At 57.1% G+C, this 21858-nt stretch carries 17 protein-coding genes and 3 pseudogenes; 15 read left to right on the top strand and 5 right to left on the bottom strand.

The window, feature by feature from the left end:
* Positions 1 to 124: 124 nt before the first annotated feature.
* Positions 125 to 886 carry a class I SAM-dependent methyltransferase gene (locus AMR74_RS15385; RefSeq protein ID WP_053772936.1) on the top strand — a complete coding sequence of 254 codons (762 nt, stop codon included), beginning with the start codon at positions 125 to 127 and terminating at the stop codon, positions 884 to 886.
* 37 nt (positions 887 to 923) lie between these two features.
* On the opposite strand, the gene AMR74_RS15380 is transcribed toward AMR74_RS15385, so the two are convergent.
* Positions 924 to 3083, bottom strand: a complete 2160-nt coding sequence (locus AMR74_RS15380) for a dipeptide ABC transporter ATP-binding protein (RefSeq protein ID WP_053772999.1) — start codon at positions 3081 to 3083, stop codon at positions 924 to 926.
* Positions 3084 to 3329: 246 nt separating this feature from the next.
* Between AMR74_RS15380 and ddh the strand changes: the two genes are divergently transcribed.
* Positions 3330 to 4268 carry a D-2-hydroxyacid dehydrogenase gene (gene ddh, locus AMR74_RS17725; RefSeq protein ID WP_077152381.1) on the top strand — a complete coding sequence of 313 codons (939 nt, stop codon included), beginning with the start codon at positions 3330 to 3332 and terminating at the stop codon, positions 4266 to 4268.
* A gap of 74 nt (positions 4269 to 4342) precedes the next feature.
* Here ddh and AMR74_RS19660 read toward each other — a convergent pair whose 3' ends face one another.
* A complete protein-coding gene (locus tag AMR74_RS19660) occupies positions 4343 to 4543 on the bottom strand; it encodes a hypothetical protein (RefSeq protein ID WP_240471216.1) in 201 nt (66 codons plus the stop codon).
* On the opposite strand from AMR74_RS19660, the pseudogene AMR74_RS15375 reads away from it, so the two are divergent.
* From AMR74_RS15375 to AMR74_RS17720, 4 genes and pseudogenes are all read left to right on the top strand, one after another.
* Positions 4448 to 5991 (top strand): annotated as a pseudogene (locus AMR74_RS15375) (transposase). The gene AMR74_RS19660 and the pseudogene AMR74_RS15375 overlap by 96 nt on opposite strands.
* A 490-nt stretch (positions 5992 to 6481) precedes the next feature.
* Entirely contained in the window at positions 6482 to 7783 is a 1302-nt protein-coding gene (locus tag AMR74_RS15370) for a hypothetical protein (protein WP_053772935.1), read from the top strand.
* Positions 7784 to 8543: 760 nt separating this feature from the next.
* A complete protein-coding gene (locus AMR74_RS15365) occupies positions 8544 to 9539 on the top strand; it encodes a ParA family protein (RefSeq protein ID WP_053772934.1) in 996 nt (331 codons plus the stop codon).
* Positions 9536 to 9979, top strand: a complete 444-nt coding sequence (locus AMR74_RS17720) for an acyl-CoA dehydrogenase (protein WP_077152380.1) — start codon at positions 9536 to 9538, stop codon at positions 9977 to 9979. Before AMR74_RS15365 ends, AMR74_RS17720 begins: the two co-directional genes overlap by 4 nt.
* 30 nt (positions 9980 to 10009) lie before the next feature.
* Here AMR74_RS17720 and AMR74_RS15360 read toward each other — a convergent pair whose 3' ends face one another.
* The gene (locus AMR74_RS15360) at positions 10010 to 10402 is read right to left on the bottom strand and encodes a winged helix-turn-helix domain-containing protein (RefSeq protein WP_053772933.1); all 393 of its coding nucleotides are present in this window, start codon (positions 10400 to 10402) and stop codon (positions 10010 to 10012) included.
* Positions 10403 to 10514: 112 nt separating this feature from the next.
* On the opposite strand from AMR74_RS15360, the gene AMR74_RS15355 reads away from it, so the two are divergent.
* Positions 10515 to 11183: a DUF7509 family protein gene (locus AMR74_RS15355; RefSeq protein ID WP_053772932.1), complete on the top strand. Its 669-nt coding sequence runs from the start codon at positions 10515 to 10517 to the stop codon at positions 11181 to 11183.
* A 12-nt stretch (positions 11184 to 11195) separates the two neighbouring features.
* On the opposite strand, the pseudogene AMR74_RS15350 reads toward AMR74_RS15355, so the two are convergent.
* Positions 11196 to 12190 (bottom strand): annotated as a pseudogene (locus AMR74_RS15350) (hypothetical protein).
* A gap of 249 nt (positions 12191 to 12439) precedes the next feature.
* Here AMR74_RS15350 and AMR74_RS15345 point away from each other — a divergent pair.
* From AMR74_RS15345 to AMR74_RS19900, 8 genes and pseudogenes are all read left to right on the top strand, one after another.
* Positions 12440 to 12727, top strand: coding sequence for a hypothetical protein (locus AMR74_RS15345; RefSeq protein ID WP_240471193.1), 288 nt, complete (start codon positions 12440 to 12442; stop codon positions 12725 to 12727).
* A 91-nt stretch (positions 12728 to 12818) separates the two neighbouring features.
* A complete protein-coding gene (locus AMR74_RS15340; RefSeq protein WP_053772931.1) occupies positions 12819 to 14606 on the top strand; it encodes an SWIM zinc finger family protein in 1788 nt (595 codons plus the stop codon).
* 13 nt (positions 14607 to 14619) lie between these two features.
* A complete protein-coding gene (locus tag AMR74_RS15335; RefSeq protein WP_053772930.1) occupies positions 14620 to 15405 on the top strand; it encodes a hypothetical protein in 786 nt (261 codons plus the stop codon).
* Positions 15406 to 15467: 62 nt separating this feature from the next.
* Positions 15468 to 16559: a tetratricopeptide repeat protein gene (locus AMR74_RS15330; RefSeq protein WP_053772929.1), complete on the top strand. Its 1092-nt coding sequence runs from the start codon at positions 15468 to 15470 to the stop codon at positions 16557 to 16559.
* A 226-nt stretch (positions 16560 to 16785) separates the two neighbouring features.
* Positions 16786 to 17142, top strand: a complete 357-nt coding sequence (locus AMR74_RS15325) for a calcium-binding protein (RefSeq protein ID WP_053772928.1) — start codon at positions 16786 to 16788, stop codon at positions 17140 to 17142.
* A 118-nt stretch (positions 17143 to 17260) separates the two neighbouring features.
* The gene (locus tag AMR74_RS15320; protein WP_053772927.1) at positions 17261 to 18673 is read left to right on the top strand and encodes a DEAD/DEAH box helicase; all 1413 of its coding nucleotides are present in this window, start codon (positions 17261 to 17263) and stop codon (positions 18671 to 18673) included.
* Positions 18660 to 20009, top strand: a complete 1350-nt coding sequence (locus tag AMR74_RS15315) for a DUF790 family protein (protein ID WP_053772926.1) — start codon at positions 18660 to 18662, stop codon at positions 20007 to 20009. The genes AMR74_RS15320 and AMR74_RS15315 overlap by 14 nt, the downstream gene beginning before the upstream one ends.
* A 70-nt stretch (positions 20010 to 20079) precedes the next feature.
* Positions 20080 to 20252 (top strand): annotated as a pseudogene (locus tag AMR74_RS19900) (RNA polymerase subunit sigma-70); the annotation flags it as partial.
* 212 nt (positions 20253 to 20464) lie between these two features.
* Here AMR74_RS19900 and AMR74_RS15310 read toward each other — a convergent pair.
* Entirely contained in the window at positions 20465 to 21790 is a 1326-nt protein-coding gene (locus AMR74_RS15310; protein ID WP_053772925.1) for an orc1/cdc6 family replication initiation protein, read from the bottom strand.
* Positions 21791 to 21858: the final 68 nt, after the last annotated feature.

Raw genomic sequence — 21858 nt, 5'->3', positions numbered from 1 at the left:
CGTCCGTTATTAAGGTGAACCTTTATTTCTCATACAATGGGCACCATCCACTACTCTTTGTGCGAGAGAGCTTGGACAGTAAACTGGTCGAACAACCTTTGTCTAATCGGCCGAACATGAAAACATGGACGAGGGGCTGGACCGCAAACAGTCTGCGGCGATACTATTCGGCGAACAGGCCGAGGCATACTTAGAGAGTCGCATCCACCGTGAGGGACGCGATCTCGATCAACTCGTCGAGTGGGTTGGAACGGCCGACCGAGCACTAGATGTGGCCACAGGCGCTGGGCACACCGCAGGCGCACTGCTTGAGGCAGACGCAAACAGCGTCGTGGCGACTGACATCGCGCCAGGGATGATCACGACAACGTCGCGGGCGTTTCCGGATGCAGCTGGAGCCGTCTGCGACGCTGAGAAACTCCCGTTTACTTCCGAATCGTTCGACGCCGTGACGTGTCGTATCGCAGCCCATCACTTTCCCGACCCGCAGGCGTTTGTCCAAGAGGTAGCTCGCGTCCTCAAACCCGGCGGTACCTTCGCCTTCGAGGATAATATCGCACCCAACAACGACACGCTGGACGAGTTCCTCAACGAGATCGAGAGGATCCGCGATCCGACGCACGTCCGCTCACACCGCGTCAATGACTGGTTTTCCTGGCTCACAGGCGCGGGATTGACGATCGATGCTTCACGCGTCGTCACGAAGACTCTCGAGTTCGACGAGTGGGTCGAAAACGTCAATACGCCGGTCGATCGACGAGCGCGACTACAAGCAGCATTTTCTGACCATCCACTTGGTGCGGCCGAAACGTTCGAAATTGTGGAATCTGACGGCAATGTGGAATCATTTGCGAACCTCAAACTGTTAGTCAAAGCGACTCGGTGAATGGTTCGGATCCGAGCAATCGTTCTACCAAAACCAGTCACCCAGTCTCAACTAGATTATCAAATTGAGCAATATTATCGGAATCAGATGATTCTGCCGGGTGAAAACACGCAGCATTGTGGTCACCCTCAGTCCATGTGTCGAGTTCTGGACTCTCACTAAGACAGCGATCGGTCGCTTTCGGACAACGTGATGCAAACCGACAGCCTCCCGTTATTCCGACGGGATTGGCAGGTTTTCCTTCGAGCGTCACACGAGTACGACTACCACGTGGATCTGTCTCAGGAACTGCTGCGAGCAGGGCTTCGGTATAGGGGTGCTTCGCGTTTGAAACGATCTGCTCGGTACTGCCACGTTCGACGAACCGTCCACGGTACATGATCGCCAGTCGGTCGGCAACCTGTGTGAGGCTCGCGAGGTCATGAGAAATGTAGAGGACACCGATCCCTTCGGTATTAGCCAATCCCCGTAGCAGATTCAACACCTCTGCTTGGAGTGACACGTCAAGCATTGAGGCAGGCTCGTCGCAGATGAGGAAGTCGGGGTCAATGACGAGCGCACGAGCGATGGAAACCCGCTGGCGCTGGCCACCGGAGAGTTCATTCGGGTACATATCCAAGTATTGGTCTGCAGGCGCCATTCCGACCTTTTCGAGTGTCTTATGGACGGTTTCGTCGCGGTCCTCAAGCCGGTGATTGTGAATCGTTAGCGGCTCCCTGACCAATTGCTCAACAGTCATTCGTGGGTTCAGGGAGTCGTAGGGGTTCTGGAAGATAATCTGTAGATTCTTCCGGAACTCCTGTAGGTTATCGCCTTGGAAGAACTCATGCGAGTCCCCGTCAAACGTGAACCCTCCGCTGGTCGGGGCCTCTAAGAGTGCGAGTGTCTGGCCAAGAGTCGATTTTCCACAGCCGGACTCACCGACAACGCCGTAAATCTCGCCGCGAGACACCGAAAACGAGACACTGTCGACCGCGCGGACATGTGACCTGTCGTTTTTCAATACCTTGCTGAATATCTCACCTCGCTTTTCGTACCACCGGCGGAGACCGTTCGAAACACCCGTCACCGTCGGTGAAACTCCACCGATAGGGAGCTTTCCTAACAGTGACTCTGAGCGCTCATACCACTTACATAGCCCGTCGACTTCGAGAAGGATTTCATCCGAGTCGGACCGCGACCCCTCCGTCAGCCCCCCCCATGTCGTAGTGTCCTCAGCGTCCTGGCGCATCCGCGCTGCTTGATCAGCGTTGTGGCACGAAACGCCGTGATTCCGATACGGAAGCGTCTCTACATCTGGTTCAGTCGTTGTACACTCCTCGGACGCGAACGGACAACGTGGCTCAAAAACACATCCAGTCGGCTTGGTGTCGAGGGTAGGGGGCTTCCCCGGCACTGATGCGAGGGTGTCCCGGTTGTCATCAAGCGATGGGAACGCATTTTTTAGCCCCATCGTGTACGGGTGTGTCGGATTGAGTAGAACGTTGTCGGTACAGCCCTGTTCCATCACTTTCCCACCGTACAGTACAGACATTTCGTCGCACGTTTCAGCAATCACACTCACGTCGTGCGTGATGAGCAACAGCGAGCTGTCAGTCTCCTTTTGGATTTGGAGTATGTTGTCGATAATCTTGTCTTGGACGATGACATCAAGCCCTGTTGTCGGTTCATCGGCGATAATCAATTTCGGGTCAAGTGCCAGCGCCATTGCGATGACAACACGCTGGCGCATCCCACCGGAGAACTGGTGTGGGTAGTCACCGACCCGCGCGGGATTGAGCCCGACTGTCTCAAACAGCTCGTGGGTACGGCGGTCGGCAGTACGCTCGGAGACATCCCGGTGTGTCTGAATTGCCTGCCTGATCTGTGCGCCAACAGACATCACGGGATCAAGCGCATCGATAGCCGTCTGCGGGATGAAGGCGATCTCCTCCCAGAGTAGGTCCTGACGTTCGGAGGGTGTCAACGATAGTAGATCCCGCCCATCAAACCTGACATGGCCAGATTCGACAACGCCGTGATCGGGCAAGAGCCCAAGGATTGCTTTCACGGTCGTCGATTTGCCTGACGCCGACTCGCCAGAAAGCGCATAGTTAACCCCGCCACCGATGCTGAACGAGACGCCATTCACGCTGTGGAGCGGACCGTCACCCGTCTCGTATCGCACTACGAGGTCCTCAACTTCAAGGAGCGTCATCCGTTCGTCCAAGCATCCGTCACCCAACGACCGGTCGTACACCGGTCTTGGAGGTCGAAATTCGTTGAGAGAACGTCTTTACTGACAATCTGTCCCATTCTATCACGGTTTATCCTATTCTATGTTAAGAACCCTCGGGTTGTACCGGTCGAAGAGTCTGTGGATTTATGTTCCGAAGTGAGCGGACCGAGTTTATCACGTTGCCACCTACCAAAATTAAATATTCCATATAGACGTGTGTCCTCTGTGTCCGATACTGCGCCACCAGAGCGACTCTGTGTCCACGAGAGTATCGATGAGAAGGTTCCGATCGAATCGTTTGTCAACACACTCGATGACCTTTCAGTTCCCGTCGAGATTGTTGGCGACGACGCTAGTTTTAACGAAACCGACGTGATCACATCATATCGACCACGCGATGGATTCCTCGACGCGGGTTGGGTCCACTGTATCAGGGCTGGCTACGATGAGTTCGACACCCAAGCATACGAGGACGCTGGCACGCCACTGACAAATAGTACAGGCATTCACGGCACGACTGTCAGTGAACTTGTTATCGGGTACATGCTAATGTTTGCACGACGGCACCACGTCTATCGTGACAAGCAAACCCGCCACCAATGGTACGAACCGTCTTACGATCGGCCATTCACCGTTGAGGGAGAGTCAGCGTGTGTCATCGGACTCGGAACGATCGGACGAGGTATCGCGACCCGCGCGAATACACTGGGGGTAGACATCGTCGGCGTCCGCCGATCAAACGAGTCAGTACCTGGCGTTTCGACTGTCTATTCTCCGGATAGCCTCCAGAAGGCAATCAACGATGTCCGGTTCGTCATCCTTGCGGTTCCCGATACTCCCGAGACGGAGGACCTGATCTCCACTGCGGAACTACAGTGTATGCGCTCTGACGCTTACGTTATAAATGTCGCACGTGGATCCGTCGTCGACGAAGACGCGTTAATTTCAGCTCTAGAAGATGACATTATCGCCGGCGCCGGACTCGATGTCTTTCGCACCGAGCCGCTTCCGGAGTCTTCCCCACTGTGGGACTTCGAGGAAGTAATTGTCTCCCCTCACCAAGGATCGACTACAAACCAATATCATCGCGATCTTGCGGAGTTGACCAAGGAAATCTTCCGCCAACACCAGTCTGGTGAGCCTCTTCGGAACCGCGTCGTTTGATTATTTTCACCACCTAATAATATAGATTATATAATTTTTCTATATGGCTGGGATAGAGTGGGTTAGTCTCTTTGTCACGTCTCTACCCCACCAATCGTATGAATGGTTTTGACGCCCCGGATCACGGTGAGCATCCGCGAAAGAGCTCTTTGTGCGAAGCGTACCAACTCGGGATTGCCATCCGGAACAAACTCAAAGAAACCGATCTCGTCACCGCGTTCGAGAATTTCGATCACTCGATAGACACGATCGAAGACGGGTATCCAGCGTGGCATCCTGCGCCACTTTCCTTTCGCGCGATAATCCTCTCATTCGTGTTCACGGAGATAACGGATGACTCGTACGCCGAGTTTTCTCGACGACTCACCCGGCAACCGGAAGTAGCGACTATCCTCGGCTTCAGTCGAGTACCCGATGAATCAGCGTTCTCGCGGGCATGGCGAAGTCGATTCGACGACGCAGCCCACGAATACGTCCACGCTGCTGCCCATTTCGTTGTTAAAGAAGTCCACGATCGCGACATCTCAGCTCCGAAGGTGCGGCCAAAGGCAGAGATCGTCGACGACACGCAAGAAGACGCAGACTCAATAGAAGACGAATCCTTCTCACAAGAGGAGATTGTCCAGACGACGCGCCTCGCGCGTGATCACGCCTTCGGTCACTTCGACTCTGGTCGAGCGTCGAACGCCTCGTACGAGGACACGCAATTTTTCGAGTTACAGACGTTCATGGGGATGGTCCGCTGTGGCACCGCGCAGGGCGCTACTCGCTTCCAATATCGTCGTGGTGAAGAGTACGGTCCCCACGGCGACACGCACCTCCGCGCTGTCAAGCAGTTCGATCCCGAAGAACTCGTGAACGGCTTCAATGAGAGTACAGACCGCTTGCTCTCCGTGATCGCCTCAGAGATATCCTTTCGAAGGCCAGTTACTGCGGCGATCGATATTACGACCATTCCCTACTACGGGGATACCGAGGAGATGCCGATGGTTAGCGGGACCAAAGAAAGAGACGGCCATGCGTTCAAATTCGCGACGCTCTCGATTATCGGACAGAATATCCCGCTCGTTCTCGCCGTTGAGCCAGTCCGAGAGAGCTCTGAATGGGATGAGAACCGGCCGAATCAGATTCATCGCACTGTGCGCCGACTTGTTCGACGAGCGAAAGAACACGTTCCTATCGAGACTGTGCTGTGTGATCGGGAATTCGACTCGATGCGGGTGTTCCAGACGCTTTCGAATCTCGGTGTGAATTATCTCATCCCAAAACGGGTCTCCAGCTCCGAACGGGAGGTGTTTGACCTGATGGACGAAGACGGTCAGGACGTAGCTGTGGAATTGTCTTCTGTCCACGTCGAAACGGGTTCCCACTCAATGCGGTTCCTGTACGTGCCGTCGACGAGTGGTGAGGGAACAACCGTCTTCGCGACGAATCTCCGAGTCGGTCCCGGGGAAGCCGAGACGTTCTGTCAGCGCTACAGCCGCCGGTGGCAGATCGAGAGTGAGTACAAATCGATAAGGGCGACTTTCTCGCGAAGACCTCCTCGAAAGACTACCGTGTTCGATTGTTCTACTTCATATTCGCGGTCCTCTTGTACAATATCTGGCGGCTCACCGACTTCTTGCTGAAAGCGGGCGTGGGAGGTGAGATGGACTACGCACCTGTGATTACTGCGGGTGAGTGTGTTGAGCTCGTTGCCTCAGCGTTGATTCCACACGACTAATCGGCTGAGCTCTCGCTGGGTCCGCCGCTCAAGAGTGACAACCGTATTCAGCAGCGCCAAAATCCACGCAATTTCGTACGCTCGTCCGGTAGTTCGAGAGTAAGGATTCAAAATCGATCCCTAACCGCTGGGAATCACCACGACTTGATGGCGATTCGATCCAAAACTAGCTTATCCTCCGAAACTGTGGTGGTGACCGCCCGCAGATTCCGTATAGCGTTATAAAATATATAAATGGACACATACCGAATAAACGCCCTCTAACGTCCGAAAACGACCGATGAGCGCTCTCAGTCGAGCGAATAACGGGAAATAACTTACTTTGTCTTAGTTGAGTAAGACAGAGTAAACTCTTAGTGACCGCCACCCGTTGCCCCAACCAAGGCAAATTCAGAATTATGGCCGACGCTTCCCCAAACAGTCGCTCCAGCCGGATCACCGCGTCTACAGCGGTGATCCGACGGCACAACCCCCACACTCCGGAGGTCCAATGACGGGCCGTCGCTCCGTCGAGACACCGATCGAGGACACATTCACGAAATACCTCACGGACAAGGGGAAGGGCGACGCCGGCGAGGAGGGTACGTACCGAACCGACGCCGAGCGCGAACTCCAGCGGTTCCGCCGCTGGTGTCTCGGGAAGACCGCCGATTCCGCGAACGCCGCGCCGCCCGAGTCGTGGGCCGGCGTCGTCGACGGCGATACCGTCCGCTTTGAGAATCTCGACACGACGGTGTTCTCGGACTACGCGCGGTACCTCTCGACCGCCGGCTACGCCGCGGGGACCGTGCTCACCTACTACGCGCACGTCGCGTCGTGGTGCGGCTGGGCGCACGCACAGGGGTATCTTCCGCGTCACTACGCTCGAGAATCGGACGCCGAAGACCCGCTGCCCGAGAACGACGGTCGACGTCCAGGTGACCAGCAGGCGTGGGAGCCGATCCACCGCGACCTGATCACGCAGTTCGTCGACCGCCGCGTCTCTGAGGCGTTCGACGAACTCGGCGCTATCGAAGTTCCCCACACTGATCGCGGTGACCCTGAGAGTGAGCTGTGGCAGGCCAAACAGCGAGCGCGGTTCGAGGCCTACCAGCGGTGTCGCGAGCAGGCGCTTGTATATGTTATCGCCTATACGGGCCTGCGCGGCTCGGAGTTCCTTTCTGCGCCGAAAGAGGATCGTGAGGGCCGCAACGGCATCCGCTGGCGCGACGTGTCGTTCGCGGACAGCAGCGTCACCGTGTTCCGGAAGAGTCGTGAGTGGAAGGAGGCGTCGCTGCCTGAACCCATCATTACGCCGCTGAAACGGTACGCCGAGGTACTGGACATCCCGGACTCGTGGCCGGTGTTCACGACTCTTCACCGCCCCTCGCTCGCCTCGCACGTTACGGAGGGGCTTGCCGACGCTGGTCTCGACGACGACGCGATCGAGCGCATCCGAGCGGGCGCTCCGGACCTGATCGTCGCTGCCGAACACGACCTCGACGCGCCAAAGCCACTCACCACGGACGGTGCACGGTCGATAATGGAGCGGCTCTGGACCCACGACGCGCTTGTGGAGCGTCGCGACGAGCTGGATCTCTCACTCGATGGAAACTATCTCGAACTCCACGGCGGTCGGCGTGGGGTGGGTGAGGTTCTCGTTCGACAATTCGGCTACGCCGCGGCCGCGCGGTACCTCGATAACAGTGAGGAACAGGTCCGTGAGGCCTACCAGCACATCGAGGCGGCCGAACGTGCCGACATGGCGACCGAGGCGTTCTCACAGACCGACCAGCGGATCAGTGACCGGTAGAGCCCTGTTGAGATCAACGACGAATGATGATCATATCCTCTGCGGTCAGTCCGTCAGAAAGGAATCATCCAGAGAACTGGTGCCAATTTTCGACGAACGTGACGAAATCGAAGACCTTGACGAGTTGAACTGCGTCCTCATAGCCATGCTGTGAAAGGGCGCGCTCAATCCCGCCGGTAAGTCATTCGTGTAGATAGCGATCGATTCTGTCCGTCCCTGTTCGAGGAGTGTTGCTGTCCCCCCACTCACTTCCGCATCTGCTTGCTCTATCGTGTGCTCGGAGACAGTCGGTGGCGGCAGAAATATACTCGCGAACCAGATCTATGGTCGCTGAAACGACCGAATTTGAGTAGTCGACCTCTTCGAGAAGCTGTACCCAGCCGGCTTCGGTCGCATCTTCTACCGGAGGAGTCCCATAGGGATAGGATTCGGCGTGAGTTACGAGAGTCTCATCCCATCAAATACAAGCCCGGAATCAATCGCGATCTATTATTTGTCCATCATAAACGCCTGTAACAGCCGTCTGTAACAATCTGGTAGATGCCAGCTACATACTCACCAAGTTCGCCACGGACATCATTACAGAATTCTGTAACAGTTATCTATAACAACTATCTGTAATTATTGAGTGGGTGCGGATCATGGAGTTTTCACAATTACAGTAATCCATTACAGATATCTGTAGCAGAAATATATTACAGATATATGGCACAGATGTCTGACACAGATTTATACTATAGGAGGTGAGATTACGAGGCGTATGATTACGGCCGTAGTTTACTCGGAGTCAGGTGGAACGTACAAGACGACAATGACGGCCAATATCGCAGTCGCGCTCAAGCGCATGGGTCAGAACACCCTCGTGTTGGATCTTGATCCGCAGGAAGGGAATCTGACCAGTCTCTTCGATGTCGGCGAGCGCCGGGGTGATCCAGATGCGGATAATCTGGTCAAACACATCCTCGACATGCCAGACGGAGACTTCCACGATCTCATCGAAACAACTGCTGAAGGCGTCGATATCATCCCGAGCCACGATATGCTCAGCGACTTTACATCCAACCTAGAGCAGAAGATATCCTACGAAACAGGGATGCAAAACATGAGCCGCGAAGAGTATCCCCGGTATGAACTGCTATATGAATTGCTCTGGAACAAGCAGGAACTACACGACGAATATGACGCTGTCCTTATCGATCCAAACGCACGAGCGGAGGACCTACTCTATAACGCCATTTTCGCACTACGGACACTCGTCGCACCCGTCAAACCAGCTGGGAAGGGGAATCTGAGTTTGGAGGGACTGGAGGAACTCGTCGGTAACATGGAGAGCCAATTGGATATCGAGATTGGACTGTCCTGTGTCGTTCCATCAGGTGTTGGTCAAACGAACGCTCACCGGCAATACCAGCAACAGTTCGAGGACACCGAGGCATTCGCCACCCCCGTCACCATCGGGAATCGAGAAAGTCTCATGGATGCCATGTGGGAGGCCAGAGGATCGGCGTTCAAGGTGATCGAAGAGCGATGGAAAACCTTCGAGAAGGATGGTAAGATGGTGAGTGAACCCGGTCAGCGGCGGGTGCGTGACAGGGAAATAGAGACGCTACAGAAATTGTATGAACTCGCCTGGTTCATCGCGACCGACACGTTCGACGCCGACGTCAACCCAGTACTGGAACTCGAGATTCAGGATCACAAAAAGAAGATCATCAACCTACGAGAGGCTGATACGACGGAGGTGACAACCGCATGAACAATTTCAAATCCGGTTCAGGGAATCTTGATTTCGGGGGGAGCGACGAAACTGACGAAGAAGACGAAACTCCCGCCGAAACAACGGAGACTCAAACCGAGGACGAAAAGCCTGAATCGAAACCGAGGGAACAGACCTCTTCAACCGCACCGACACAAGGAGCCACAGAAGAGGCAGCAGCTGGTTCTCCACCCGAGAAATATCCGTATTTTGTCCGGCGGAACAACGTCGGTGACGAACGCGACACACGGCTCGAAATCCATGTTCGAGATAAAGTAGCGGATCAGGAAACTGAATTCCGAAATACACTTGCCAACCAGCTTGGAGTGAACGAGATCTCGAAAACAGACGCTCGAGAGTTCGCCCTTCTCGCCGCGTTTCACCATCCCAAGCGTGTCGCTGAACTGATGCGGAACGAGGGGTTTGGTGCCCTCGATTGACCTCCTCCTGCGACTACGCAGAAGAGGATATTATGAATAAGCGTCGTTGAATTCCTGTTCACGGCGCATCAGCTCCTCAACACCGTGCTCAAGGATACCGCGCCCCATCGCTGTCGGCCGATAGTACGTATAGAAGCCCTGGCTGTCAGCGGTCCGTCGCTGGCGCTTGTCAATGAGCCCAACACCGACCAGTTCGTCGAGGTGGTAGTGGAAGTTGTGGGATTCGACGTCGACCGCGGCCTTGAGATCGGCAGCGCTCAGTTCGTCGTTGGCGACGAGCGTGCGGAGGATCCGAAACCGCGTCGGGTGGCCGATCGCCTGTTGCATCGCGAGATACTCCTCGAGGGTCAGCCCGCTATCCTTGGGAAGCGGCGGCTCCGGCCGACGAACGTCCTCTTTTGGCGGGCGATCAGTTTCGGACATTTGGGGGCGCCTCAGACCACAGGTTAGGACGCCACGTACTTAGTCATTCTCGACTAGAATATCTCTGAGAATACCCATATTTATATACTACCGTTTTGAATCAACGACTCGAATGCGGCAACGGATTATCGACAATCTCTCCCGTGCCGTCGGTGACTCGGAGGCGCTCGCTCCAGTCCAGCGGGAACAGTTTCTTGTCTATCTGATGGGCCCATACCGGACGTTCGACGTCGACGCGCTGCTGCCGGCAGACGCCGATATCGAAACCGATGCCCCGTCATTTGCAACGTGGGACGAGACCAGCGGCGAGTACGCCGAAGACGAGGTGTTGCGGCTCCTACAGGAAACGCGGGACTGCCTCCGCGACCGCGGCTTCAATGCCTTCCTAGCTATTGACGTTGGGATCCCGCTCGATGAGATGGATGCCGCCACGCAGAGTATCGCCTTTGCGCAGGCGAGTAATGCAACGATTTTTATCGCCCCACAGGTCGGCGATAACCTCGGCGTCGGGATCGAAATCGGGAGCGTGCTCGAGGATCTCCTGTCGACAGACGGGATGCAGGGGCCGGCGGCCGACGCGACGCCACCAGAGCGCGCACGGCGGGTCATGGTCGCGACCGAACCATCGGTTCGAAGTGCAATGCTTGGAGCCGTCCACACGCGGTGGGACGCCAGCGTCCGGACGTTCACCGATGCCGCGGACTGCTGTCGTCTCTGCGCGCAATTCTGCACCCATATTCAGAACGGGGAGCTGTACGGCTCGCTTGACCGTTTGGACTGATCGGACTCGCAGTCAGCCCGGGACGTTCGATTGAGGGGCTGTCGCCACCAGATTTGCTGCGAGAATCACCCGACAGCGATGCTCGTCGATCCGATCTTCCAAGTCCTCAATCTCGCTGCGGAGTGCGTCTACCTCCTCGTTTTCAGTGGCCGCGAGTCGGTCCTTCAATCCCTACAACCGTGTCTCTTTCACGTCCCCATTGATGTCGGATTTCCTGACGTACGCCCGCTCGTCAATGTCGTAGACGTCCTGCTCGTGGAGGTCAGTCACGTCAAGTGCGTCATTGACCTTGTCCGGGTCAACGCCGAGTACACGATCCCGATCGAGACCGGCATCCTCCAACGCAGCGAGGACCTCTGTATCGTCCTTCAGTAACTTCGAGCGGCGAGAAGTTCTCTGGACGGAGCCGTACTGGGCATGAACTGGCTGGTCGTGATGGACGCGATCAAGGAGCTGTCGGCGATATCTTTCCGAAGGTCGTTCGCGCCACGTTGCACGTCCGAGAGCAGTGTGTAAAGGTCGATGAGGGTCTCCGTATCTAGGGTGTCCATACTGGTCGGATCGTGGCGTTCTAATGCGTCGATCAACAGGAGCGCATCAGCATAGACGCCGACATCCGGCTCAGTTCTATCGTCAGTCTCGGTAGGGACTTCATCAATCACCTGGGTGGAAGCTGGATCGACCGTTTCAACGAGTATCCCGGCGTCCTCGTCAATCTCGACTTGGGGATGAAGCGTTAGCACGGCAGCATAGGGTTCGGCATCCGGCGGAAGTCGGTCAAGCTCAAAGCCGCCGCTCGCATCCTGGACACGACGATATAGCGTTTCAAACTGGTCGCGCTGGAGCGGTTGAGAATCATCCGAGTCCAGAATTTCGATGATGACGCGGTGTTCCTGTGTGTCGGTGATACGAAACTGGGTGTGTGAAAGCGGTGTGATGAGAGTGGCATCCGGAGAAAGCTCCTCGGCCGCTTCGAGGAGCGTGTGCCAGTTCCCGCTGAACGACATATCTATACTCCCACTGCTGAGAGCTTAAAATCCCCAGTTCGTCTGGATTGCAGTGTTGACAGAGCCGTCAACAGAGGATCGACAAACTGGCGTACCCTCCGAAAGCGATCCACGCCCCCCAAACAGCTCATCAATACTGTCGGTGCGCGTGACCGCATCAACAGCGAAGCGGGCCGAACGGCTACCGAAATCTTGCCGTCCGCGCATACTTGTACGAACGGGTGGTAGCATCGGCCATGACGGACGAGGATGAGCTGGTCCACCATTGCACGGTGGACGAGCCGGGATATTCCAACAGCACTCGAGGCGGCCGCAATCGAGTATCTCGATGTCGACGACCAGCGGACGATCGTGATCTATCAGCACGCGATTCTGATGGTTATCGCCAGTGAGGGACAGGCAACAGAAACACGGGAATTTACAGTCGAACTCTGGGAAGAGCCGCCGGACGGCTTTCCGCGCGACCCGGATGATCTCGTCACAGCATTCCTCGATGAACTACTGGCAACCACCGATACAGTTCGCACAGAGTCCTGAATTCCGTCGACGATGGAAGACTATCATCGAGCGCGATGTCCTAGCCTTTTCTATCGAGCGACATCGTAGAAGGGAAGCAGAAGAGGGTCCGATGGCACAGACACCGACGATTACCGAGGCAGCTGTCCGCGCCCTCGCTCGACCGCAGTCATACGATCGAGGCAAGGACTACTACGAGCAGGGGGCTGTCCGTGACATCACGCGTCGAGGCGACCGGTTGGGAGCGACTGTCGACGGCAGTCAGTACGAGCCCTATCAGGTCCAAGTCAATCTGGATGAGACTGGCGTCGTGGACACGACGTGTTCCTGCCCGTACGATCAGGGCGGAATCTGTAAGCATCGTGTCGCCGTCCTCCTGACATACAGCCGCAACCCCGACGAGGTTAGCCAGCGCCCACCGATCTCCGAACTGGTCGCCGACACAGATCCAGCGGAACTCCGAGACCTCCTCGTTGATCTCGTCGAACGCCAACCCGACCTCGAAGAATGGATCGAATCGCGACTCAAGACGGCCCAGTCGGACGCCACTGTTGACAGCTCCGGTAACCAGAGCCCAGACATAAATCGGGACTCGATTCGACAGCAAGTTCAGTATGTCCTCCAGCCCCCAAAGGGGCGTGGAGGCCGAACGCAGGACCCGTATACAGCAGTCGAAACCGATGTCAAGAAACTTGGCGACCTACTCGATCAAGCGTGGGCGGCCATCGAAGCAGATGACGGCGGGACGGCCCTGGACGTTCTTGAACCACTCGCAGATGAGCTGATGAACGAAGCGTGGCTCGCACTCTCCTACGACGATTCCCAGGCCATTTTCGAGTTTTTTGATGAGGTCGACACGGCGCTGGCCGAAGCGCTACTCACGGCTGATCTCTCCGACGCCGAACGCGATGACTGGGAGGTGAGACTGCAAACGTGGCAGCGTGAGATGGAGAGCTATACGGACCGACCACCGTACAGCGTCGCCCTCGACGTCGTCCAGCGAGAGAGGAGAGCAAACAGTAGGTACGCTGCCCTCTGGGACGGTAACTCGCCGTGGTATGCCGAGGACGTCATCAAAGCCAGACTCAACGTCCTCGAACAACAGAACCGCGTCGACGAATATCTGGATCTGGCGGCCGCCACCGACCAGATCGACGCGTACGCTACGATGCTCGTCGAGGAGGGCCGTATCGACGAGGCGATCGAGTATGGCCAGCAGAACCTGCACGTGCCCGACAACGCACTCATGCTGGCCAGAGCACTCCAAGAACACGACCGACCACAGGCAGCCCTGGAGATAGCCCAGTACGGATTGTCCCTGGACGGCAACGGGAAGGCAGATCTGGCCGAGTGGCTCCGCGACAGAGCCGCCAGCTTGGACGAACCGGAGGTGGCGCTAGAGGCGGCCGTCGCCGCGTTCGAAGTCGCACCCACACTCGCGGCCTACCAGGCGACAGAAGAACTCGCTGGTGACGACTGGCCGGCTGTTCGCGAGGAGATGCTGGAATCGCTTGCGAACCGAGACACGACCAAGCGGAATGCGCAACGACATGTCGGGATCTTCCTGTACACCGAGCGGTACGACGAAGCTATCGCCATCGCGGACCGGTTTTCGGACGACATGGTGGTCGAACCGGTCGCCGACGCCGTCTTCGAGGAGCGTCCGGAGTGGACGATCGCCACCTACAAAGCACAGGCCGAACCGATCATCGAGGAGGGGAAATCACAGCAGTATCGACACGCCGTAGACTGGCTAGCGGCAGCCGGAAATGCGGCCGACGCTGCGGGCGAGCTCAACGGGTGGCGGGCCTACGTACAGGATCTCCGGGATGCACACTCTCAAAAGTACAAGCTCCGACCGATGTTGGAAGAGTTACTCGAGGAGTTCGAAGATCGATAGCCCAACGGAGATCATGACTGACACGGATAGCACAGATCGATTCGTCATCGAAGTCAGCCAAGTGGGCACTGTCGACCACATCGTCGACCTCGAAGCGGACTCAGCGGACGGGTCGCCGTACGCCCCTCGACAGGACTTGCCGGGCGGAAAGCTGTGTGACCGGAGTACACGCTCACCCGCAAGCGAGTACATCACACTTCGAGATTACGCCGACTGGAAAGGTTTCGACAAGACGGCCTTCGAAGGTGATGCGCCGGACGAGGTATGTTCGTATTGCTGGACAGCGGTAGTCGAACATGCTAAGCGAGGAGAACAGCGCGAACGCGATGACGTCGACGACCGTATCGGGACAGTCGGCTACCGTCTCCGATGGAAGCAGAAGGGGCGTGCCCGCGAAGAGTGGTACGACATCGTCGTCCGGCCCGAAACAACCATAACGGAACTCGACAGGCTCGTCTGTCGGTTCACCACGCTCGATGACCTCCATCTTCGCATGTACGGTCTCGAAGACGAGTACATGGATTCGACACTCAACGTCATCCCGGATCAGCAGTTTACCGAGGTTAGAGACCCCTCATACACGAACGCAAGCGAGGTAACGATTGCTGACGTCGCCGAACGTGCGACACTCTGGGACGGCGACAAACTCAGCATGGTCTACGATTTTGGAACCCCCTCGCGCTATTACTGTATCGTCAAGGAGGTGTACGATCCAGGGGAGATCGAGAAACTCCTCGAAGAACGTGACCCGATCGCAGCGACCGAGACAGCCGCGATCATCGACGAGAAACGACCCTAACAATAGTCACGAGCGGACAGTTGCCCCGCTCTTTTTCACTGCACTCCTCGAACGCGCAGTCAATGACCGACTGCCCGTACTGTGAGCGATCCTTCGCGGACGAATCCGAGATCCGCAAGCATCTCTATGAAGACCACGAGTCCGACGAACTCGGTCGGATCGACACCAAACGGGTTGAGCAGTACATCGACGACCACGACCTCGAAGAAAGCGACGACGATGCCACCCGTGCGCAGCAAGACACGGACGAAGCGGTAGGCATGACCGCGGCGACCAACCGCCAGTCAGATGAGCGGTGGGAGTTACATGACGTACAAGCGCTATCGACGAGGGAGATCACGGACAAGCTTGCCGAGCACGGTATCGACACGACCGAAGCGTCGTTCCGTGACCGTGCGGCCGCGGTTGACTCGGCGATGGTACTCGCCGACCAGTGGGAGGACGACCACGACGTCGACACGTCGGGGTACGATCAGGATTTCATCTGGATGGCAGCTGAAGTGCTCTGGAGCCGGTGGGCACCCGATCTCCCCTATCGGGAACGTATCTACGATCTGGTACAGGACGGTCGAGAACTCCGTGAGCAGGACGACGACGCCGAAGCCTGCGAACAGTGGCTGAGTGCCTGGGAGGTCATCGTCGCCGTCACGCCCGACGACATCACGACAATCGAAGCGGCTGACGATTACCTCCCGAATGTACTCTCTCTGGAAGCATTCCTGCGATCACTCGACAACGACCTTGCCACCCTGGCAGCGGACGACCCAACCTATCACGAGCGACGTCTCGAGTTCTGTCGCGAGGTCTGTACCCAATTTCCGGATGCACCCGACGAGTTCCTCCTTGACTTCCGCCACTTCGTCGCTGACTCGCTGACAGAGCTAGGACGAGTGGTCAAGAGCAGAAGCGAGTTCGAGACGCTCATTCGAGACTACCCCGAGGATCCGTGGGCGTACAAGAAACTCGCGGATAGCTACTGGCGGGAGGGAGCTGACGAGCCAACAGCCGAGGAGCTGGAACGCGCCGTGAAATTGTACGAGCAGGCGCTGAATGCCGAAGGCTCCCTCGAACAGCCAGCAACCGTCTCTGACCGGATCGGCGACCTCGAACGGCGGTTAGCTGATGTGGACACGTCCGAGGCACAAGAGAAATAGGGAGTCCCTGTCGGCTGGTTTACGCCGTGAGCGAACCCCACTCGTCAGCAGACAATCCCAACTATCATCTTAACCAACACCAAAACAGCGTTGTCGCGTATTTGTTGGTTAATCTCGTCCAGTGCCCCAGAGCCGTTCTGCGGGTGGATTGAGCGCCCCCTAAATCGGTCGGCGGGTGATTTCGGCCACCCCGAGCATCTTGAGGTCGGGATAAGTACGGGTAAGCATGACACGAGTCGAGAAAGACAACGAACGGGAAGAGCGCATCAAGACGCGGATCATCGTCGACACTTACAGCCCTGAAGAGCAAGCATGGGGATGGTCCGCCTATCTGGGAGATACGATGGACTTCCCATTCGAAGCGCGCTGTGTCACCGAGCGGGAGGAGTCACCTCTAGAGGAAGGCGAAACGATACGCGTGGTTGGAATGTCACCGACAGATCCGACCCTCAGCCAGATGTTCGTGACGATAGAGTGGATGGGCAGGGAGCTTGGCGTGCCACTGGAGCAACTGGAGCCTGTCGAAGCCAGTGATGACACGGAACAAGCGATCGCAGACTGGCAGTACTGGCTCGACCGCTAACAACGCAAAATCCCCGATAGAACCATCCTCATCCGCAGACGTGTACAGCGCCGCGCCGCAACGAAACTCCAAGAACCCACATATTGAATCCAGTCGGGGACTTCTGTGCCGATACTGAATGCGAATCGAATTCGACGACGGAACTCTCTTGCTCCAAGATGCCCCCGACGACGTGCCCTTTGCGGAGTGGGACGACCGCGTCGACGAGTATCGCGCCCAAGCGTATCGATATCGATCTCTCCTCGAATGGGCCGGCTCGTGGACGGACGGAAACGAGCAGGCAACGTTACAAGACGGCTTCGCTCACGCACTCGAAGACGCCGCCCGAACCTATCCCGATTTCGACCTCACGCCGGCGCTCCACATCGAACCACGAGACTACCAGCAGGCCGCCCTCGACGCCTGGATCGACCACGACCGCCGAGGGAGTGTCGTCCTCCCCACGGGCAGCGGGAAGACATTCCTCGGTCTCCAGGCCATCGCCGACGCCGGCGTGAGCACGCTCGTCGTAACGCCGACGATTGACCTGATGAACCAGTGGCACGCCACCCTCACCAACGCCTTCGGCGACCAGCTCTCCGAGTCGGTTGGCGTCCTCGGTGGCGGCAGTCACGACGTCACCGCGATCACGGTCACGACCTACGACAGTGCCTATCGCTACGTCAACGAGTACGGCGACCAGTTCGGCCTGCTCGTCGTCGACGAGGAACACCACCTGCCAGCTCCGACCTACCGGCAGATCCCCGAAATGATGATCGCCCCCTATCGCCTCGGCCTCACGGCGACCTACGAGCGGCCCGATGGCAAGCACGAACTTCTCGAGGACCTCCTCGGTCCCGTCGTCTATCGGGAGGGCGTGGACGAACTCGCTGGCGAGTACCTCAGCGAGTACGAGACAATCCACATGTCGGTCGACCTCACGGCCGACGAACGCTCGGAATACGACGAGGAGTATCAGATCTATCGCGACTACGTCGACAGCCACGAGTTCGACCTCTGGAAAGAGGACGGCTATGCGGAGTTCCTCAAGCGCACGTCCTACGATCCACAGGGGCGACGGGCACTCATCGCCAAGCAACGCGCTGAGCGGATCGCCCGCACCGCCGAGAAGAAGCTCGACACGCTCGACAATCTCAGCAAGCGCCACCACGACGACCGCGCGATAATCTTCACCGCCAATAACGACTTCGCCTACGACATCTCCCAAGAGTTCATCGTTCCCTGTATCACCCACCAGACGAAGACCGACGAACGCACCGAGATTCTGGAACGATTCCGCAGCGGGGAGTACTCGATGCTCGTGACCTCGCAGGTCCTCGACGAGGGCATCGACGTCCCAGCGGCGAACGTCGGAATCATCCTCTCGGGGAACGCCTCGAAACGCCAGTATGCGCAGCGACTCGGCCGCATCCTACGGCCCACGGACGACCGCGAGCCGGCTCGTCTCTACGAGATCATTACCGAGGACACGATGGAGACGTACGTCTCCCAGCGACGCCGCGAGGGGGTGACCACCAGTGCTGACGGCTAATCTCGCACGATCACAAACGACCGACGAAACGGTGACGCCGCTATTTATCGATCCCGACGAAGAGCGCTACCGGAAGACTGCTCGGGAACTCATCCAGCTGTTTGAGGACCATCTCGACGAGTCGAAAGGTGAGCTCGAAGACGCGATTGACGAACTGACCGTCTCGGATACCGACTACAAGATCGTCCAGGGCCTCGCAAAACTCCTCAAAGACGAGTGCGAATTCGAGATCGTTGCCACCGTCGAACCGCGTGAGATACGCCGGCGGCTCTTCGAGAAAGCCAACGATCGGTATCCCATCGTTCGCCAGCCCACGCTCGGTGAGGATACACAGAAACTGGAGGTGTACAGCGCGGTCGCCGACGACCTCGGGGTGTCGCTTGAGGAGTGCTATCGGGGAATGTACGCTGATCTCGACGATAACAAACGCCTCGTCCGGATCGGCACGCGGACGGCCGAGAAGTACGCCAATGATGGCGATGGGTCGACGTCGACGACCAACCTAACCGGCAGCAGCGACGACGAGTACGAACACACGGATCTCACCGTGGACTGGCTGTTGACGCGCTACAATCTCGCGCTCGCACAGGCAGTCCTCTACGATGCGACAGAGATGCGGATTCGGGTGTGGGATCACTTCGGGACGGTGTTCAGCTACGTGAAGCTGTTCGGGCTAATGCACCGGATCTATCCGATCGACGCCGACGGCGAGCGTGTCACGAGCACGGACCAAGCCGCCGGCTATGAGGCCGTACTGGACGGGCCGGCGTCGCTGTTCTCGCAATCGCAGAAGTACGGGATTCGTATGGCGAACTTCCTGCCGGCATTGCCGCTCTGTAATCGGTGGGAGATGACCGCCGATATCTTCATCGACGAGACGACCGGCGAGACCCGACAGTTGGAGCTTGATCATACCGAAGGCCTCGATTCACACTACAGCGCGGGCGACCAGTTCGATAGCGACGTCGAGCGGACGCTCACCCAGAAGTGGGAGCGAGCGAATACGGACTGGGAGTTGGTGCGGGAAGACGATGTCTTCGACCTTGGTGCTGAGGTGATGATTCCCGACTTCGCGATCGAACATCCTGATGGTAGGCGTGCGATTCTCGAGATCGTCGGCTTCTGGACGCCCGAGTACTTGGACGCGAAGCTAAAGAAGATCCGACAGGTGAAGGCCGACAATTTCGTGCTGGCTGTCTCGGAGCGGCTGGATTGCGCAAGTGAGGAGTTTGGGGGTACCTCTGATCGGCTGTTGTGGTTCAAAACCGGAGTACATGTCTACGATGTGGTTGAATTGGCTGAGCAGTTTGCGGTATCGCCACATCCTTCTGATTGAACAGCGAGCACATCGAAGGCTACAGTCGGGTGATATTTTTAGCTATTGATAGATTATTGGCAACTACTATATGTACGAGATGCTCGACGATACGGCGGCGCAGGTCATCCTCGCTATCGGGAGTGGTGACTCCATCCGCCGTGTCGCCCACACCTCCACACGCCGTAGGAGACGGTGAAACAGGCCGTGAACCGTCTCGAAGACGTAGGCTACATTACCTATGGCGACGGCCTCTCCGTCGTCTTCCTCGACGAAGTCGACCAGTTCGAAGAGCCCAGTGCCACAACAACTGTAGAATATCGGTGACACGAACTCTTGGACAATCGCCTCTATCGATTTGTTGTGTGAGCGGCCACCACAGTGTGTAGACCCACCCCTATCGACTTGTTCCAGTTAGCGATGATGCTGAGTCATCGAGAACACCCTCACCCCTATCGATTTGTTCGAGATACAGCCTACTGGTTGAGCTGTGCGTTCACGACAGTACGGAGTTCGTCATCGTGGACATCGTCCAGCCGCGAATCTTCCCGAAGCGTCTCGATAATGGTTTCCGGGTTCTCACCAAACGTGAATTCGAGATAGCTGCCCGAGTGTGGTCCCTGACTCTTCCGCTCTGTCTCGACCAACGAATACGTCGTGAGTTCTTTCATCTTGTTCACGTACGTCTCCTGATGATACTGGTCCGAATCCAGGGTACCCGTCAAGTACTGATACACTCGGTATCCGATTGGGCTTCTCGCTGCACCAGTTCCAGCCTCACGGGCCACAGCTGCAGTCGCGAACAGACAGAGCTTTTTTTGCGTACTAATCCCACGCGTTACCTCTAATACGCGGTTCTTCTCGACCTTATCTTGGGCCTCTCGGACGTGCTCCTCACGGACTTTGTCCGCTCCTGTTTTTTCTGCGATCGACCCCGCTGTTCGCATCAGGTCGATCGCCTTCCGTGCGTCACCGTTGGTTTGGGCGGCGAATGCCGCTGCGAGTGGAATGACGTCGTCACTGAGCGCATCCTCGTGGAAGGCGTCCTCCCGAGCCCAGAGGATCTCCCGGAGCTGGTTGGCGTCGTAGTCACTGAAGTGAACGTCCTCAGGGGTGAACGAACTGAGAGCGCGACTCCCCACGCTCTCCATCATCTTCGTATCGTTTGTGATGGCGGTCACGGAGACCTGGGCGGTGATCTCATCGGTGCTTCCGGCACGAGAGAGCTGATAGAGTAGGCGGGAGAAAGCTGGCTCGTCCATATCGCGACGACCGACAAGCATGTCGAGTTCATCGAGAATGAATACGACTGTATCGTAGTGTTCGTTGATGAGTCGGTAGAGTTCGCGCCATTTTTTCTTGTTTGGAACCCCGTGCTCCGGGACGTCGACAGTCGTTCCAATGTCGTTCGCTACCTTCCGTGCGAGTTCGTAGACGGCTGCGCCGAGGGTTCCCACGTTCTGGCAGTTCATCTGGATGACGCCGAACCGGATATCACGACTTTCGCAGAGTTCGACGATGTTCTGACAGACGGCGTTGATGATGAGGGATTTCCCGGTCCCAGACGGTCCATAGAGGAAGAGGTTCGGCGGTCGTTCGTTACTGATCGCGACGCGAAGATGTTGGGTGATATCGGTGAGTTGGGTGTCGCGACCAACGATACGTTCCTCGTCGACGATCTCGTTCGGTTCGAGGAGTGACCGGTTCTCGATGAGACTCGCGGCTTCCTCCTGCTCGAGAATGAGATCTTTGATAGAACCCGTGGACTCAGGGGTTTCCTCGGGACCAGGATCCGTGGGCATACCGCATCTCACTCTATCAGGACACTAAAAGATTCCCCTGTCGATTTCTTTTCTACCGGTACGGCATT

The sequence above is a fragment of the Halorubrum tropicale genome (genome assembly GCF_001280455.1).
Classification (GTDB): Archaea; Halobacteriota; Halobacteria; order Halobacteriales; family Haloferacaceae; genus Halorubrum; species Halorubrum tropicale.
Note: the sequence above shows the minus strand (reverse complement) of the source record. Positions and strands in the feature narration are given on the sequence as shown.

Excerpts from the sequence above, each read along its gene's own strand:
- AMR74_RS15370 (WP_053772935.1), top strand. The coding sequence starts at position 6,482 with ATGACGGGCCGTCGCTCCGTCGAGACACCGATCGAGGACACATTCACG.
- AMR74_RS15330 (WP_053772929.1), top strand. The coding sequence starts at position 15,468 with ATGACCGACTGCCCGTACTGTGAGCGATCCTTCGCGGACGAATCCGAG.
- AMR74_RS15335 (WP_053772930.1), top strand. The coding sequence starts at position 14,620 with ATGACTGACACGGATAGCACAGATCGATTCGTCATCGAAGTCAGCCAA.
- AMR74_RS15360 (WP_053772933.1), bottom strand. The coding sequence starts at position 10,402 with ATGTCCGAAACTGATCGCCCGCCAAAAGAGGACGTTCGTCGGCCGGAG.
- AMR74_RS19660 (WP_240471216.1), bottom strand. The coding sequence starts at position 4,543 with ATGCCACGCTGGATACCCGTCTTCGATCGTGTCTATCGAGTGATCGAA.
- AMR74_RS17720 (WP_077152380.1), top strand. The coding sequence starts at position 9,536 with ATGAACAATTTCAAATCCGGTTCAGGGAATCTTGATTTCGGGGGGAGC.
- AMR74_RS15310 (WP_053772925.1), bottom strand. The coding sequence starts at position 21,790 with ATGCCCACGGATCCTGGTCCCGAGGAAACCCCTGAGTCCACGGGTTCT.
- AMR74_RS15345 (WP_240471193.1), top strand. The coding sequence starts at position 12,440 with ATGAGCTGGTCCACCATTGCACGGTGGACGAGCCGGGATATTCCAACA.
- AMR74_RS15380 (WP_053772999.1), bottom strand. The coding sequence starts at position 3,083 with ATGACGCTCCTTGAAGTTGAGGACCTCGTAGTGCGATACGAGACGGGT.
- AMR74_RS15340 (WP_053772931.1), top strand. The coding sequence starts at position 12,819 with ATGGCACAGACACCGACGATTACCGAGGCAGCTGTCCGCGCCCTCGCT.
- AMR74_RS15320 (WP_053772927.1), top strand. The coding sequence starts at position 17,261 with ATGCGAATCGAATTCGACGACGGAACTCTCTTGCTCCAAGATGCCCCC.
- AMR74_RS15355 (WP_053772932.1), top strand. The coding sequence starts at position 10,515 with ATGCGGCAACGGATTATCGACAATCTCTCCCGTGCCGTCGGTGACTCG.
- AMR74_RS15365 (WP_053772934.1), top strand. The coding sequence starts at position 8,544 with ATGATTACGGCCGTAGTTTACTCGGAGTCAGGTGGAACGTACAAGACG.
- AMR74_RS15325 (WP_053772928.1), top strand. The coding sequence starts at position 16,786 with ATGACACGAGTCGAGAAAGACAACGAACGGGAAGAGCGCATCAAGACG.
- AMR74_RS15385 (WP_053772936.1), top strand. The coding sequence starts at position 125 with ATGGACGAGGGGCTGGACCGCAAACAGTCTGCGGCGATACTATTCGGC.